Origin of the sequence: Paraburkholderia sp. BR10923, from assembly GCF_040948765.1 — a bacterium.
Lineage (GTDB): Bacteria > Pseudomonadota > Gammaproteobacteria > Burkholderiales > Burkholderiaceae > Paraburkholderia > Paraburkholderia youngii.
The window spans coordinates 55,819-69,251 of sequence record NZ_JBFPKO010000021.1; the positions used below are offsets into that span (position 1 = coordinate 55,819).

The following is a 13,433-nucleotide window of genomic DNA, read 5'->3' on the forward strand; positions in this document are numbered from 1 at the left end:
TCGGCGAAGTCGACGGGCGGCGGCCGAGGTCCACTTAGCGCCCCGCGAAATCGCAGTTACCAACTGTGACAAACTTCTTTCAGAAGCGCCCCTCCCGTTCCGCTCGCCTCAGAAAAGGAAAAAGCCCTCGCGATGGAGGGCTTTCGTCTCTAGCTAACCATCTTCAATCGCGACCGCAAGGATCACGACATCAGACGACGAGCTGCAACCGGTAACCTTAAGCGAAGTTCTTCGCCGCGAAGTCCCAGTTGACGATGTTCCAGTACGCTTCGACGAACTTCGGACGCGCATTGCGATAGTCGATGTAGTAAGCGTGCTCCCAGACGTCGATCGTCAGCAGAGCCTTGGCGTCGGTGGTGAGCGGCGTGGCGGCGTTGCTCGTCGACACGAGGTCGAGCGAACCATCGGCCTTCTTCACGAGCCATGCCCAGCCCGAGCCGAACGTGCCGACCGCGGTCTTCGCAAACTCTTCCTTGAACTTGTCGAACGAACCCCACTTCGCGTTGATCGCGTCAGCGAGCGCGCCGGTCGGTGCGCCGCCACCTTGCGGCGACAGGCTGTTCCAGAAGAACGTGTGGTTCCACACCTGAGCCGAATTGTTGAAGATACCGCCCGACGACTTCTTGACGATCTCTTCCAGCGACAGGTTCTCGAACTCCGTGCCCTTGATCAGATTGTTCAGGTTGGTCACATAGGTCTGGTGATGCTTGCCATAGTGAAACTCGAGCGTCTCTTCCGACATGTGCGGAGCGAGCGCGTTTTTCGCAAACGGCAGCGGCGGGAGCGTATGTTCCATGGTGCTTTCCTTCTCTATATCTGTTGTGGGGAGTCTGCGGATGACGCTATCGAGCACTCGATTGTAGGCGAGTTGGAATAACCCCGCAAACGACCGGCCTTTATGTCCGGCATGTCGAACACGCCGTGCGCAAGGCCCTTCGGAAGGGTGCGCATGGCGCGTGCCCGGGTCGTCGGCAGGCAGGACATGACAGCAGATGGGCGCCACGCGCCCACCGGCAAAACGTCAGAAGCCCTCGGTCAGACGCGCCTGCACGTCGGCGAGCGCGACGTCGGCCGACCCTTCGGCGAGATGCATCGTCAAACGACGTCCGGGTTTCAGCGACGACGGCGTGCGAATCGCCCGCCCGCTTTGCGCGTCGAGCACGGCCGCATAACCGCGCTCGAGCGTGCGCTGTGGACTCAGCACTTCGAGTCGCGCGCGGAGCATGTCGATACGCGCGACCTGACGTTCATGCTGGCGCGATAGCGCCGCATTCAGGCGCTGCGCCAGCGTGTCGACGCGCGTGCGCTCGGCCGCGAGATCCGGACGCCAGCGCTGCCAGCGCATCTGCAGCAGCGAGAAGCGCGCTCGAGCGTCCCGCACCGGCCGCGCGCCCGCCGACACGAGCCGCACGCGCAATTGCTGCAAATGCGTACGCTGCCGCGCGAGCCGCTCGGCCGGCGACACGAGCCGGCGCGCCAGCCAGTCGAGCTGCTGCGCGCGCCGCTCCATCATGCGGCCGAACGCACGCGCAAGCGTCGCGTGCCGATGATCGAGTTCGCGCAGCAGCATGACGCGCTGCGGACTCACGAGTTCGGCGGCACCGGTTGGCGTCGGCGCACGTACGTCGGCGGCGAAATCGGCGATCGTGAAATCGGTCTCGTGGCCGACGCCGCTCACCACCGGTATCACGCTTTCCGCAATCGCGCGCGCGAGCACTTCTTCGTTGAAGGCCCACAGATCTTCGATCGAGCCGCCGCCGCGACACACGATCAGCACGTCGACCTCGCGGCGGGCGCCAGCCGTCTCGACCATCGCCGCCAGTTTCGCGCTGACGCCCGAACCCTGCACCGGCGCCGGATAAACGATCACCGGAATATGCGGCGCGCGGCGCGACAGCGTCGTCAGTACGTCGCGCAATGCGGCCGCCTGCAACGATGTGACGATACCGATCGCGCGAGGATGCGTCGGCAGTGCGCGTTTGCGCTCGACGGCGAACAACCCTTCGGCTTCGAGTTGCGCCTTCAACCGCAGGAACGCTTCGTACAGACGCCCCTGACCGGTGCGGCGCACCGCTTCGACATTCAGTTGCAATTCACCGCGCGGTTCGTACATCGTCACGAGGGCGCGCACTTCGATGCGATCGCCTTCGCGCGGCATGAATTCGGCGTACTGCGCGCGACCGCGGAACATCACACAGCGCATCTGCGCCTGTGCGTCCTTGATCGAGAAATACCAGTGACCACTCGCAGCGCGCGTGAAGTTCGACACTTCGCCCGCGACCCATACGAGTGGAAACGAGCGTTCGAGCATCGTGCCGATCGCGCGATTGAGCGCGGAGACGGGAACGACGACCTCACCGCCTGGTGTGGCCGCAGAAGCAAAAGGATTTTCGGGGTTCATGCGAGGAATAAATAGCGCTGGCGGGACAGACGATAGACCGAGCGACGTGCGGCGTCCAGCCGGAATCGCAGGATTGTTAAAAGTGTCCACATGGCGGGAACCGCCTGACGAATTCCGCCAGAACGCCCGCCAACGCCAGTAGATTCCTGGCAGACCCTTGATTTATATGGCGTTTGCATCTCAATAGAGAGCGAGCACTTCGATCCAAAGCGCACGGAATGGCCCTCCCGGACGATCGGATGGCAGGTTCTCCACAAAGTTATCCACAGACTGTGGGCGACCGCACATAGCATGGACCAGCGTCCATCAAGCCCTGCGCGACTTGCCGGCCGGGACGCCCGCGCGCTAGAGTTGCGGGTTTCGACGGCATGCCGATCGCGCAGCGCGCCAGGGAGCTTGCCGGCCTGAGGCCAATCAGCACGAGCCCTTTCGCCGCGCGGTTTGCAACTCATTTTTCGACCGTATTCGCATTCGATTGCCCGGAGAACCGCGTTGAAGTTGACCCCGCGTAGTGCGCACGGCACGCAGTCCTTGCCCGCAACCCGCCCATGAGCGAACTCAGCGACCGTCTCGCAGCGCGCCTCGCGCGCGAATGGCAGCAACGCGGCCCGCTCGCGTGGGCGCTGACGCCGCTCGCCTGCGTGTTCGGCGCGGTCGCGGCCGCGCGCCGCGCCGCGTTTTCGCAAGGCTGGCTGAAGTCGGTGCGCGTCGGCGTGCCGGTGGTGGTGGTCGGCAACGTGACGGTTGGGGGCACCGGCAAGACGCCGACCGTCATCGCGCTCGTCGAAGCGTTGCGCACCGCGGGCTTCACGCCTGGCATCGTGTCGCGCGGCTACGGCGCGCGCGTGAGCACGCCGACCCAGGTCACGCCCGGTTCTTCGGCGCGCGTCGGCGGGGACGAACCGTTGCTGATCGCGCGCCGCACCGGCGCACCCGTATGGGTCTGTCCCGATCGCGTCGCCGCCGCGCAGGCGCTGTGCGCTGCGCATCGCGACGTCGACGTGATCGTCAGCGACGACGGCTTGCAGCACTACCGCCTCGCGCGCGACGTCGAACTCGTCGTGTTCGATCACCGGCTCGGCGGCAACGGTTTCCTGCTGCCGGCCGGGCCACTGCGCGAGCCGTTGTCGCGCCGCCGCGACGCGACGCTGATCAATGATCCGTACGCGCGCACGCTGCCCGCGTGGCCGAACACGTTCGCACTGCAGCTCGCGCCCGCCGACGCGTGGCATCTCGACAATCCCGCACTGCGCCGCCCGCTCGCGCAATTCGCCAGTCAACGCGTGCTGGCCGCGGCCGGCATCGGCGCGCCGGAACGCTTCTTCGCGACAGTGCGCGCGGCCGGCATCGCGCCCACGACGCGCGCACTGCCCGATCACTACGCGTTCGAGCGCAATCCGTTCACCGACGTCGACGCCGACGCGATCCTGATTACCGAAAAGGATGCGGTAAAATTGGGGGCCTGGCACGACGCGCGCATCTGGGTAGTCCCGGTCGAAGCCGCGCTTGATCACCGCCTCACTGCATTAGTTGTGGAGAAAGTCCGTGGACGCTCGCCTGCTTGAAATCCTCGTTTGCCCGATCTGCAAGGGCCCGCTCAGCTACGACCGCGCCGCGCAGGAACTGATCTGCAACGCGGACAAGCTCGCCTATCCGATCCGCGACGGCATTCCCGTGATGCTCGTCGACGAAGCGCGGCAGACCGTCGAAGGCACGCCGGTCGATCTGAATCCCGGCTCGGTCGCCTGACCCGGCGCGGCGCCGCGTCGTCTCGCTCGCGCGCGGGTCAAGGGGCAAAGGTTCGTCAACGCCAACCCGCCCGTATGTGCTCCACGATCGATCCGTAGCCGTTTTAGCCGCTCCGGCTTACGTCCGACTCTGCGTGCGCGTCGCGCGCGCAGCCTCTTCCTTCGGCCTGATTGCCGCCCGTTCCCGATCCGATGATCCAACCCACCCCTTATCCGTTTATTGCCGTCGTGCCGGCCCGTCTGGCGTCGACGCGTCTGCCCAACAAGCCGCTCGCGGACATCGGCGGCAAACCGATGGTCGTGCGCGTCGCCGAGCGCGCGCGCGAATCGGGCGCGCAGCAGGTGCTGGTCGCGTCGGACGCGCAGGAAGTGCTCGACGCGGCGCACGACCACGGCTTCGACGCGGTCCTCACGCGCGCCGACCATCCGTCGGGCACCGACCGTCTCGCGGAAGTGGCGACGCGCTTCGGGTGGAGCGACGACACGATCGTCGTCAACGTGCAGGGCGACGAGCCGCTGATCGACCCGGCGCTGGTGCGCGGCGTCGCCGCGCATCTGGCAACGACGAGCGACTGCGCGATCGCGACGGCCGCCCATCCGATCACCGATCCCGCCGAAATTTTCAATCCGAACGTCGTCAAGGTCGTGCCCGATGCGCGCGGCGTCGCGCTGTATTTCTCGCGCGCGCCGATCCCGTGGGCGCGCGACGCATGGCAGCCGCACTGGCCCAACGTCGCGTCGATGCCGGCGCCGCCCGCACCCACCGTCGTATACCGGCACATCGGACTGTACGCGTATCGCGCGAAATTTCTGCGCACGTACCCGAGTCTCGCGATCTCGCCGATCGAACAGGTCGAAGCGCTCGAACAGCTGCGCGCGATGTGGCATGGCGAGCGCATCGCAGTACTCGTCACGCACGACGTGCCGTTGCCGGGCGTCGATACCCCCGCCGATCTCACGCGCGTACGGGCTTTATTCGGGTCTTGAGCGCGGGAAGCCGTGGCATAATCGAACGGTTATGCGCGCCTCCCAGCGCAGGCGACACTCGGGTTATCCCGGTCGCGCCGTGCGGATCTTGCAGCGCCGTCATTTCGACGTGCAGCGCGAACTAGCCAACGGTAGCCGATGCGGAGCCTGCGAGAATCGCCGGGAAGCCTGCTGCGTAAACAAAGAATTCACATAGATCTGGAGATATCCATGCGTTTGATCCTGTTGGGTGCACCGGGTGCTGGCAAAGGCACTCAGGCCAACTTCATCAAGGAAAAGTTCGGCATCCCTCAAATTTCGACCGGCGACATGCTGCGCGCGGCCGTCAAGGCTGGTACGCCGCTCGGCCTCGAAGCAAAGCGCTTCATGGACGCCGGCGAGCTGGTCACGGATGAGTTGATCATCAACCTCGTGAAGGAACGTCTGCAGCAGCCGGACTGCGCGAACGGCTATCTGTTCGACGGCTTCCCGCGCACGATTCCGCAAGCCGAAGCAATGAAGCAGGCCGGTGTCGCGATCGACTACGTGCTCGAGATCGACGTGCCGTTCGACGAGATCATCGTGCGCATGAGCGGCCGCCGCTCGCACCCCGCGTCGGGCCGCACGTATCACGTGACGTTCAACCCGCCGAAGGTCGAAGGCATCGACGACGTGACTGGCGAGCCGCTGATCCAGCGCGACGACGACAAGGAAGAAACGGTCAAGAAGCGTCTGGAAGTGTACGAATCGCAAACCAAGCCGCTGATCGAGTACTACAACGGCTGGGCGAAGAACGGCGATGCGTCGAGCTCGGTGAAGGCGCCCCAATATCGCCGCATTTCGGGCCTCGGCAGCGTCGATGAAATTCGCGCCCGTGCGTTCGATGCGCTGAAGTAAGCTGGATTGATCTAAACATTTCCGCTGTTTGCGTTCGGCCAAAACCCGCCCACATTGGGCGGCTTTTTTATTGGCTCAGCGCGCCAACCGCAACGGCAAGCGCTGTGTGCGGAGCGTCCAACAGAACCAGTTGGTCTTCCCTGGCGCTCGCATGACCGGGACCCACGTCGCTTTCCGCAGCGCAGCACAGCCGCTACAATCGATCGTCGAAAAAATGCTTCGATCCAGACTGCACTGAACAACCGTAGCGAAGGAGAAGACATGGAAATTCGTGACAACGTGTTCCTGATCACCGGCGGTGCATCAGGGCTCGGCGCTGCCACCGCGCGCCTGCTGGTCGAGAACGGCGGCAAGGTCGTGCTCGCCGACCTGAATCTGGACGCGGGCGAGGCGCTCGCCAAGGAGCTCGGCGGCGTATTCGTCAAATGCGACGTGAGCCGGGAAGAGGACGCGCAACAAGCCGTCGAAGCCGCGACGAAGCTCGGCGTGCTGCGCGGACTCGTCAACTGCGCGGGCGTCGCGCCGGCCGCGAAGACCGTCGGCAAGGATGGCCCCCATTCGCTCGATCTGTTCACGCGCACGATCTCGATCAACCTGATCGGCACGTTCAACATGATCCGGCTCGCCGCCGCGCAGATGTCGAAGAACGAGCCGAACGCCAACGGCGAGCGCGGCGTGATCATCAACACCGCATCGGTCGCCGCGTTCGACGGCCAGATCGGCCAGGCGGCCTACTCCGCGTCGAAAGGCGGCGTGGTCAGCATGACCCTGCCGATCGCGCGCGACCTGTCGCGCAACGCGATCCGCGTGATGACGATCGCCCCCGGCATCTTCGAAACGCCCATGCTGCTCGGCATGCCGCAGGAAGTGCAGGACGCGCTCGGCGCGATGGTGCCGTTCCCCCCGCGTCTGGGCAAACCGGCCGAATACGCGATGCTCGCCAAGCAGATCTTCGACAACCCGATGCTGAACGGCGAAGTAATCCGGCTGGACGGCGCGATCCGTATGCAGCCGAAGTGAGGAGCGCCTGGCGATGAAAAAACGCCTGTACATGTGCGACATGTGCAGGCGTTTGCCTTTTATGCAGCGTGAAACGCGCGGCGCTATTCGCCGCCATCGTGCCGCGTGCGCTGCCGCAATTCATGCAGCTGCGACTCGACCACGGTGGCGTCTTCCGCATCGGGGCGATCCCCGAGGTAGCTTTCGAGGTCCTCGAGCGCGGGCCGCAGATAGTCGAGCCGCGCATACGCGAAACCGCGATCGCGCACTTCCTCGATATTGTCCGGCAGCAGAATGACGAGCCGCTGTTGCACCGCGAGCAGTCGTTGCCAACGCTCGGTTTGCAGATAGATCGCCTTCAGGTTGCGCAGCATCCGCGCGACGATCTCGCGACGCGTGGCCGGTTGCAGCAGCATGCGCAGCGCCCGGCCGACCGAATCCCCAGCCGACGCGACGTACGGTTCGAGCATCTCGACCATCTGCGCTTCGGACAGCGAATGACCGGTGGTGGGATCGAGCATCACGTCGCCGTCGGGCGTCGTCACGCGCAGCAGGAAGTGGCCCGGAAACGACACCCCGCGCACCGGAACGCCGAATTGCTCGGCCATCTCCAGATAGAGCACCGCGAGTGAAATCGGGATGCCGCGGCGACGTTTGAGTACGACGTTCAGATGACTGTTGTCGGGGTCGTAGTAATCGTTCAGATTGCTCGCGAAACCGAGTTCACGGAAAAAGAACCGATTGAGGATGCCAACCTTCTGACGGATGTCGGCGTCGTCTGGCATGCGGCGGCGCAGCCGCAGCACCAGCTCGTCGATCTCGGCGAGCACCGACTGCAGATCGAGGTCAGGATAGGCGTCCTGCGCCAGCGAGAGCGCCGTCTCGGTCAGCGGCAGGCTCTCGTCTTCGGCGACGAGCGTACTGAAATAATCGAGAACCCGCGACATGGTGATCACTTCACTCGCCTTTTGAAATACGCGTACTTGAAGCCCATCAGCCAAAGCATACCGAAATATAGCGCGGCGAACAGCACGAGACACGCACCGAGCAATACCATCCGGCTGACCGGCTGGGTATGCATGCCGACCCAGTCGAAGCTGATCGCAAGCCAGCGCATCACGCCGGCAAGCACGAGGCACGCGCCGAGCAGCTGCACGAAAAACTTGAGCCAGCCGCTCGACGGCGTATAGATGCCGCGTTTGCGCAGACCGATGAACAGCAGCAACGCATTCACGCAAGCGCCGAGCCCGACGCTCAGCGTGAGACCCGCATGCGCGAACACCGGCACGAACGCGTAGTTGCACAGCTGCGTGACGACCAGCACGCCGATGCCGATCTTCACCGGCGTCTTGATGTCCTGCTTCGCGTAGAAGCCCGGCGCGAGGATCTTGATCAGGATCAGGCCGACCAGGCCGACGCCGTAAGCGGCGAGCGCGCGGCTCACCATCACGACCGCGGTGCCGTCGAACTTGCCGTAGTTGAACAGCACCGCTGTCAGCGGCTGGGCGAAAAAAAACAGCGCGATCGCGCTTGGTGCGGCGAGCAGGAACGTCACGCGCAGCCCCCAGTCGAGCAGCGACGAATACTCGTGCGAATCGGCATCGACATGCGCCTTCGACAGGCTCGGCAGCAGGATCGTGCCCAGCGCGACGCCGAGCAGCGCGGTCGGAAACTCCATCAGCCGGTCGGCGTAGTTGATCCACGACACCGCGCCGGGGCCGATGTGCGACGCGATGTTGGTGTTGATGATCAGGCTGATCTGCGCGACCGACACCGCGAACATCGCCGGCACCATCTTCGCGAGCACCCGTTTTACGCCGCGATGCGCGAGCGCGTGCAGCGGGTTCAGGCCGATGCGCGGCACCATGTCGATCTTCTTGAGGCCCGGCAGTTGCACCGCGAATTGCAGCACGCCGCCGATGATCACCGCCCACGCGAGCGCATAGACCGGCGTTTGCAGGCGCGGCGCGAGAAACAGCGCAGAGACGATGAACGAAACGTTCAACAGTACCGGCGCGAATGCGGGCAACGAAAAGTTCCGGTACGTATTCAGCACGCCCGACGCCAGCGACGTCAGCGAAATGAAAATGATGTACGGGAACATGATGCGCGTCATCGTGACCGCGAGCTGGTATGCGTGGCCCTCGCGCGCAAGGCCCGAAGCGACGACGAACACGACGCCCGACGCGCCGACCACGCCGATCACCGATAGCACGGCGAGCGCCCACGCGAGCACGGTCGAGGTCGCGTCGACGAGCGCCTTGGTGGCGTCGTGGCCTTGCTGGTTCTTGAACTCGGCGAGGATCGGCACGAAGGCCTGCGAGAACGCGCCTTCGGCGGAAATGCGGCGCAGCAGGTTCGGAATGCGAAAGGCGACGTAGAAAGCGTCGGTGTATTGACTGGCGCCGAACGCACGGGCGATCAGGGTTTCACGGGCCAGTCCGGTCACGCGCGACAGCAGCGTGAAGCCGCTGACCGTCAGCAGGGCTCGGAATAGATTCATGGGGCGCTTATTATACGGGTCCGCTAATGCGGGCGACGAGCCGGAACGCGATTCGGACCGATTTGCCGCGCGGACGTTCGCCGCAATCGGCTGGAAAGTGCGATTTTTGTATTTTCAGCGGCTTTCCGTGCTGCGCCAGCAGTTTAGTGTCAACATGACGCCACTCCCGTCACTGCGACGCCGTCGCGCGTTTCCCGTTGTCACGTGCCTGATTTTGTTGCTATAATCGTCGGTTTCGAAGCTTGCTCAGTTTTCGCACGGTCTTCGGACGGGATTCTCAGGTTGGCGCAGCGCCGCTTGTCAATACATCCGGAAGCCTGGAAACACGGGCCCGCCTTCGCGTAGTTCGATCGATTTTTTCGACACTTTTGCGCCCTTGGGCAATCGCTTCCAAGGGTTCGGATCGAGAAGCAGCACCTCGCCTCATCGTTGAAGGCCGGGTACTGGAAACAGGAACAGGATAAGGAACCGTCATGGCTAACTCCGCACAAGCACGCAAGCGCGCCCGCCAGGCCGCGAAGGCAAACTCGCACAACTCGGCACTGCGCTCGAAATTCCGCACGGCTATCAAGGCTGTCCGCAAGGCAATCGACGCAGGCGACCAGGCTAAGGCCGCCGAAATCTTCAAGGCATCGTCGAAGACCATCGACATCATCGCCGACAAGAACATCATTCACAAAAACAAGGCAGCTCGCCACAAGAGCCGCCTCGCTGCAGCCATCAAGGGTCTGCAAGCGCCCGCAGCGCAGTAATTCCGGTCGGCCCGCTTCGGCGGGCTACCTCCTGTTTCCGCTGCACAAGAAGCCCGCTTTGGCGGGCTTTTTTGTTTTGGCCGGATGACCAGCCACAAAAAAACCCGCTGCTTGCGGGTTTTTGTTTTTCTGCTTTTGCCGATCCGGCCAGCTTGCGTCAGATCGCATGCCGTTTGGCTTGCGGCGCAGGCGCATGCTCGAGTTCCAGTTCGCATGCCTCGGTGACGAGGAGGTCGTTGTCTTTCGCGAAGTTCATAACGAAATCGAAGGCCATTGGCTCGATGTCGCGCAGCCGCGAATCGAGAATCACGCATTTGAGATCGCCGATCATGGTTGGCCGCACGTACAGCGAGTACTGCATATAGGCGTTCGGCCCCTTCCTCACGCCGGGCCCGAACGACGACATGACGCCCGCGAGCCGCTCCGACCAGTCGCTCGGCCGAAATCTTTTTCCGGTCGACGTAATGCCCTGAATGAAATATTCGATTGGAGCTGCTTCGGCCATGTAGAAACACCTGTGTGACTGCCCAGCGGAATGACGACCAACCGGCGACACCGGTTGCACGCTCGAATTCACCGCAAGCGGCATGCACGGCAAGCGCTTGCAGCCACCTGCGACGTGCGTGGCAGCTTGGCGCTAACGCAACAATGACGAGCCGCACCACGAGAACCGCTGCGGCGAACCGGCTGAACCGCTCTGGCGCCCGGCCACGCCGTGACAGACTTTCCGCGCCGCGCCACCCGCGTTTCTTGATGCGAAACGCCGGCCTGCTGGGCTATGGGATAACCCTTAAATTATAGCGCAGCGGGCCCTTTTCCGCAGCGCACACAAGCACCGTCCGATGACCCCGCGCAGCCCAACACGACGCCTTCTGATAGCTTTCTAAGCGCTTTCACGGCCTTCCAGCCGACTCGTCAAACAGGGCGAAATCCTTTATGCTGGATTGAGTTACCACCAAACCCACGGCGGCACAGTCCGGCAACCCTGCCGGGTGAGACCGCCGTATTTGTTTCATGACCGCCAAGAAAATTCGCCACTACCTGCAGTTCAAGGACTTCTCGCTGGAAGACTACGAGTACGTGCTGGAACGCGCGCGCATCCTGAAACGCAAATTCAAGAACTACGAGACCTATCACCCGCTGCACGACCGCACGCTGGCGATGATCTTCGAAAAGAATTCGACGCGCACGCGCCTGTCGTTCGAAGCCGGCATCTTCCAGCTGGGCGGCCACGCGGTGTTCATGAGCACGCGCGACACGCAGCTCGGCCGCGGCGAGCCGATCGAAGACGCCGCCCAGGTCATCTCGCGCATGGTGGACATCATCATGATCCGCACGTTCGGCCAGGACATCATCCAGCGCTTCGCCGAAAATTCGCGCGTGCCGGTGATCAACGGGCTCACGAACGAGTATCACCCGTGCCAGGTGCTCGCGGACATCTTCACGTACTTCGAGCATCGAGGTCCGATCCGCGATAAAACGGTCGCGTGGGTCGGCGACGCGAACAACATGCTGTACACATGGATCGAAGCCGCACAGATCCTCGGCTTCAAACTGCGCCTATCCACGCCGCCCGGCTACAAGCTCGACCGTGCGCTCGTCTCGGCGGAAAGCGCGCCGTTTTACGAGGAGTTCGACGACCCCAACGAAGCCTGCGCGGGCGCCGATCTCGTCACCACCGACGTGTGGACCAGCATGGGCTTCGAGGCCGAAAACGAAGCGCGCAAGAAGGCCTTCGCCGACTGGTGCGTGGACGCCGACATGATGGCGCGCGCGAATCCCGATGCGCTCTTCATGCACTGCCTGCCCGCGCATCGCGGCGAGGAAGTCAGCGCGGAGGTGATCGACGGACCGCAGAGCGTCGTGTGGGATGAAGCGGAAAACCGTCTGCACGTGCAGAAAGCGTTGATGGAATACCTGCTGCTCGGCAAGCTCAATCATTGAGCGAGGCGTTCCCCCAGGCACCAGCCGGGACCGCGTTACAAAAAAGGCGCCGGGAGGAAACTCCCGGCGCCTTTGTGCATTCGTCGACGGTGAAGCTCAGCGCGGCCAGTCAGCGCGAAAAGAGCGCGCTTCCGCTCATAGGCAAACCGGCTCCGCCTCCAGCTCCACGCCAAATTGCCCGAACACTTCGTGCTGGATCGCCCGCGCCAGCGCCAGCACTTCCGTGCCGCTCGCGCCACCGCGATTGACCAGCACCAGCGCCTGGCGTTCATGCACGGCCGCCGCGCCCATCGCGCGGCCCTTCCAGCCGCATCGGTCGATCAGCCAGCCGGCCGCCAGCTTGACCCGCCCGTCCGCCTGCGGATACGACACGATTTCCGGTTCGCGGCGCTTCAGCGCCTCGAACTGCGCGGCATCGATCACCGGATTCTTGAAGAAGCTCCCCGCGTTGCCCAGTTCGAGCGGATCGGGCAGCTTCGCCCGCCGCACGGCGACGACCGCATCGAAAATGGCCTGCGCGGTCGGCTGCGGGGCCGCGCCACCGGCTTTCCCTTGGCTCGCCGCAGGACCCCGCGCCGCCAGCTCGCGCGCAAGATCCGCGTAGCCCGCGCGCGGCTGCCATGCCTTCGGCAAACGAAACGTGACCGACGTGATCACGAAGCGCTCGCGCCCTTCCCGCTTGAAGAAGCTGTCACGATAGCCGAACCGGCACGCATTGGCGTCGAGTTCGACGGCGTTGCCGGTCGCGAGCTCGATCGCCCGCAGCGACGCGAAGCGTTCGCACATTTCGAGCCCGTACGCGCCGATGTTCTGGATCGGCGCCGCGCCGACCGTGCCCGGTATCAGCGCGAGATTCTCGAGGCCGGGCATACCCTGCGCCAACGTCCACGCGACGAACTCGTGCCACGGCTCGCCGCCGGCCGCCTCGACATACCACGCATGCTGATCCTCGCGCACCACGCGGCGGCCGCGCAGCGCCACCAGCAGCACGAGCCCGGCGAAGTCGCCGCTCAGCACGACGTTGCTGCCGCCACCGAGCACGAGGCGCGGCAGGCCCGCGACGCGCGGATCGCCCACCGCGGTGGGCAACTGCTCCTCGCGCTCGATTAGGCACGCGAACTGCGCGCGCACGTCGAAGCCGAACGTGTTGTGGGCCTTCAGCGAATAGCCGGCCAGGAGAGACGCGACGACGGGAGCGGCAAGAGCGGATTGGGGCATCGGAA

The 13,433-nt window shown here is 64.2% G+C and carries 13 protein-coding genes; 7 read left to right on the forward strand and 6 right to left on the reverse strand.

All coding sequences use genetic code 11. The features are described from left to right. Positions 1–217 precede the first annotated feature (217 nt). Both sodB and xseA read right to left on the reverse strand, forming a co-directional pair. A complete protein-coding gene (gene sodB / locus AB3X94_RS30325; RefSeq protein WP_013090345.1) occupies positions 218–796 on the reverse strand; it encodes a superoxide dismutase [Fe] in 579 nt (192 codons plus the stop codon). A 225-nt stretch (positions 797–1,021) separates the two neighbouring features. Next, positions 1,022–2,401, reverse strand: coding sequence for an exodeoxyribonuclease VII large subunit (xseA, locus tag AB3X94_RS30330; RefSeq protein ID WP_176105214.1), 1,380 nt, complete (start codon positions 2,399–2,401; stop codon positions 1,022–1,024). A gap of 548 nt (positions 2,402–2,949) precedes the next feature. On the opposite strand from xseA, the gene lpxK reads away from it, so the two are divergent. From lpxK to AB3X94_RS30355, 5 genes are all read left to right on the forward strand, one after another. Beyond that, the gene (lpxK, locus tag AB3X94_RS30335; RefSeq protein WP_368613511.1) at positions 2,950–3,966 is read left to right on the forward strand and encodes a tetraacyldisaccharide 4'-kinase; all 1,017 of its coding nucleotides are present in this window, start codon (positions 2,950–2,952) and stop codon (positions 3,964–3,966) included. Continuing rightward, a complete protein-coding gene (locus AB3X94_RS30340; RefSeq protein WP_007180583.1) occupies positions 3,947–4,150 on the forward strand; it encodes a Trm112 family protein in 204 nt (67 codons plus the stop codon). Before lpxK ends, AB3X94_RS30340 begins: the two co-directional genes overlap by 20 nt. Positions 4,151–4,341: 191 nt before the next feature. Further along, positions 4,342–5,136, forward strand: coding sequence for a 3-deoxy-manno-octulosonate cytidylyltransferase (kdsB, locus tag AB3X94_RS30345; protein WP_368613512.1), 795 nt, complete (start codon positions 4,342–4,344; stop codon positions 5,134–5,136). A 210-nt stretch (positions 5,137–5,346) separates the two neighbouring features. Beyond that, complete coding sequence (adk, locus tag AB3X94_RS30350) at positions 5,347–6,012, forward strand: adenylate kinase (protein ID WP_176105211.1); 666 nt, start codon at positions 5,347–5,349, stop codon at positions 6,010–6,012. A gap of 261 nt (positions 6,013–6,273) precedes the next feature. Further along, positions 6,274–7,032: a 3-hydroxyacyl-CoA dehydrogenase gene (locus tag AB3X94_RS30355; protein WP_368613513.1), complete on the forward strand. Its 759-nt coding sequence runs from the start codon at positions 6,274–6,276 to the stop codon at positions 7,030–7,032. Positions 7,033–7,115: 83 nt separating this feature from the next. Here AB3X94_RS30355 and AB3X94_RS30360 read toward each other — a convergent pair whose 3' ends face one another. Next, complete coding sequence (locus tag AB3X94_RS30360) at positions 7,116–7,958, reverse strand: SirB1 family protein (protein WP_176110260.1); 843 nt, start codon at positions 7,956–7,958, stop codon at positions 7,116–7,118. A 5-nt stretch (positions 7,959–7,963) separates the two neighbouring features. Beyond that, on the reverse strand, positions 7,964–9,514 hold the full coding sequence (gene murJ, locus AB3X94_RS30365; RefSeq protein ID WP_176105209.1) for a murein biosynthesis integral membrane protein MurJ: 1,551 nt from the start codon (positions 9,512–9,514) through the stop codon (positions 7,964–7,966). A gap of 473 nt (positions 9,515–9,987) precedes the next feature. Between murJ and rpsT the strand changes: the two genes are divergently transcribed. Further along, positions 9,988–10,266 (forward strand): 30S ribosomal protein S20, encoded by a 279-nt coding sequence (rpsT, locus tag AB3X94_RS30370; protein ID WP_013090353.1) that lies wholly within the window; start codon positions 9,988–9,990, stop codon positions 10,264–10,266. A 157-nt stretch (positions 10,267–10,423) separates the two neighbouring features. Here the strand turns inward: rpsT and AB3X94_RS30375 are convergent, their stop codons facing one another. After that, entirely contained in the window at positions 10,424–10,771 is a 348-nt protein-coding gene (locus AB3X94_RS30375; RefSeq protein ID WP_176105208.1) for a DUF3579 domain-containing protein, read from the reverse strand. Positions 10,772–11,280: 509 nt separating this feature from the next. Between AB3X94_RS30375 and argF the strand changes: the two genes are divergently transcribed. Further along, positions 11,281–12,210 (forward strand): ornithine carbamoyltransferase, encoded by a 930-nt coding sequence (gene argF / locus AB3X94_RS30380; protein ID WP_176105207.1) that lies wholly within the window; start codon positions 11,281–11,283, stop codon positions 12,208–12,210. Between the two features lie 135 nt (positions 12,211–12,345). Here the strand turns inward: argF and murB are convergent, their stop codons facing one another. Further along, complete coding sequence (murB, locus tag AB3X94_RS30385; RefSeq protein WP_368613514.1) at positions 12,346–13,428, reverse strand: UDP-N-acetylmuramate dehydrogenase; 1,083 nt, start codon at positions 13,426–13,428, stop codon at positions 12,346–12,348. Positions 13,429–13,433: the final 5 nt, after the last annotated feature.

Bases quoted from the DNA above. Each gene is read 5' to 3' on its own strand.
- kdsB (WP_368613512.1), top strand. From the start codon at position 4,342: ATGATCCAACCCACCCCTTATCCGTTTATTGCCGTCGTGCCGGCCCGT.
- rpsT (WP_013090353.1), top strand. From the start codon at position 9,988: ATGGCTAACTCCGCACAAGCACGCAAGCGCGCCCGCCAGGCCGCGAAG.
- xseA (WP_176105214.1), bottom strand. From the start codon at position 2,401: ATGAACCCCGAAAATCCTTTTGCTTCTGCGGCCACACCAGGCGGTGAG.
- argF (WP_176105207.1), top strand. From the start codon at position 11,281: ATGACCGCCAAGAAAATTCGCCACTACCTGCAGTTCAAGGACTTCTCG.
- lpxK (WP_368613511.1), top strand. From the start codon at position 2,950: ATGAGCGAACTCAGCGACCGTCTCGCAGCGCGCCTCGCGCGCGAATGG.
- sodB (WP_013090345.1), bottom strand. From the start codon at position 796: ATGGAACATACGCTCCCGCCGCTGCCGTTTGCGAAAAACGCGCTCGCT.
- AB3X94_RS30360 (WP_176110260.1), bottom strand. From the start codon at position 7,958: ATGTCGCGGGTTCTCGATTATTTCAGTACGCTCGTCGCCGAAGACGAG.
- murJ (WP_176105209.1), bottom strand. From the start codon at position 9,514: ATGAATCTATTCCGAGCCCTGCTGACGGTCAGCGGCTTCACGCTGCTG.
- adk (WP_176105211.1), top strand. From the start codon at position 5,347: ATGCGTTTGATCCTGTTGGGTGCACCGGGTGCTGGCAAAGGCACTCAG.
- murB (WP_368613514.1), bottom strand. From the start codon at position 13,428: ATGCCCCAATCCGCTCTTGCCGCTCCCGTCGTCGCGTCTCTCCTGGCC.
- AB3X94_RS30375 (WP_176105208.1), bottom strand. From the start codon at position 10,771: ATGGCCGAAGCAGCTCCAATCGAATATTTCATTCAGGGCATTACGTCG.
- AB3X94_RS30355 (WP_368613513.1), top strand. From the start codon at position 6,274: ATGGAAATTCGTGACAACGTGTTCCTGATCACCGGCGGTGCATCAGGG.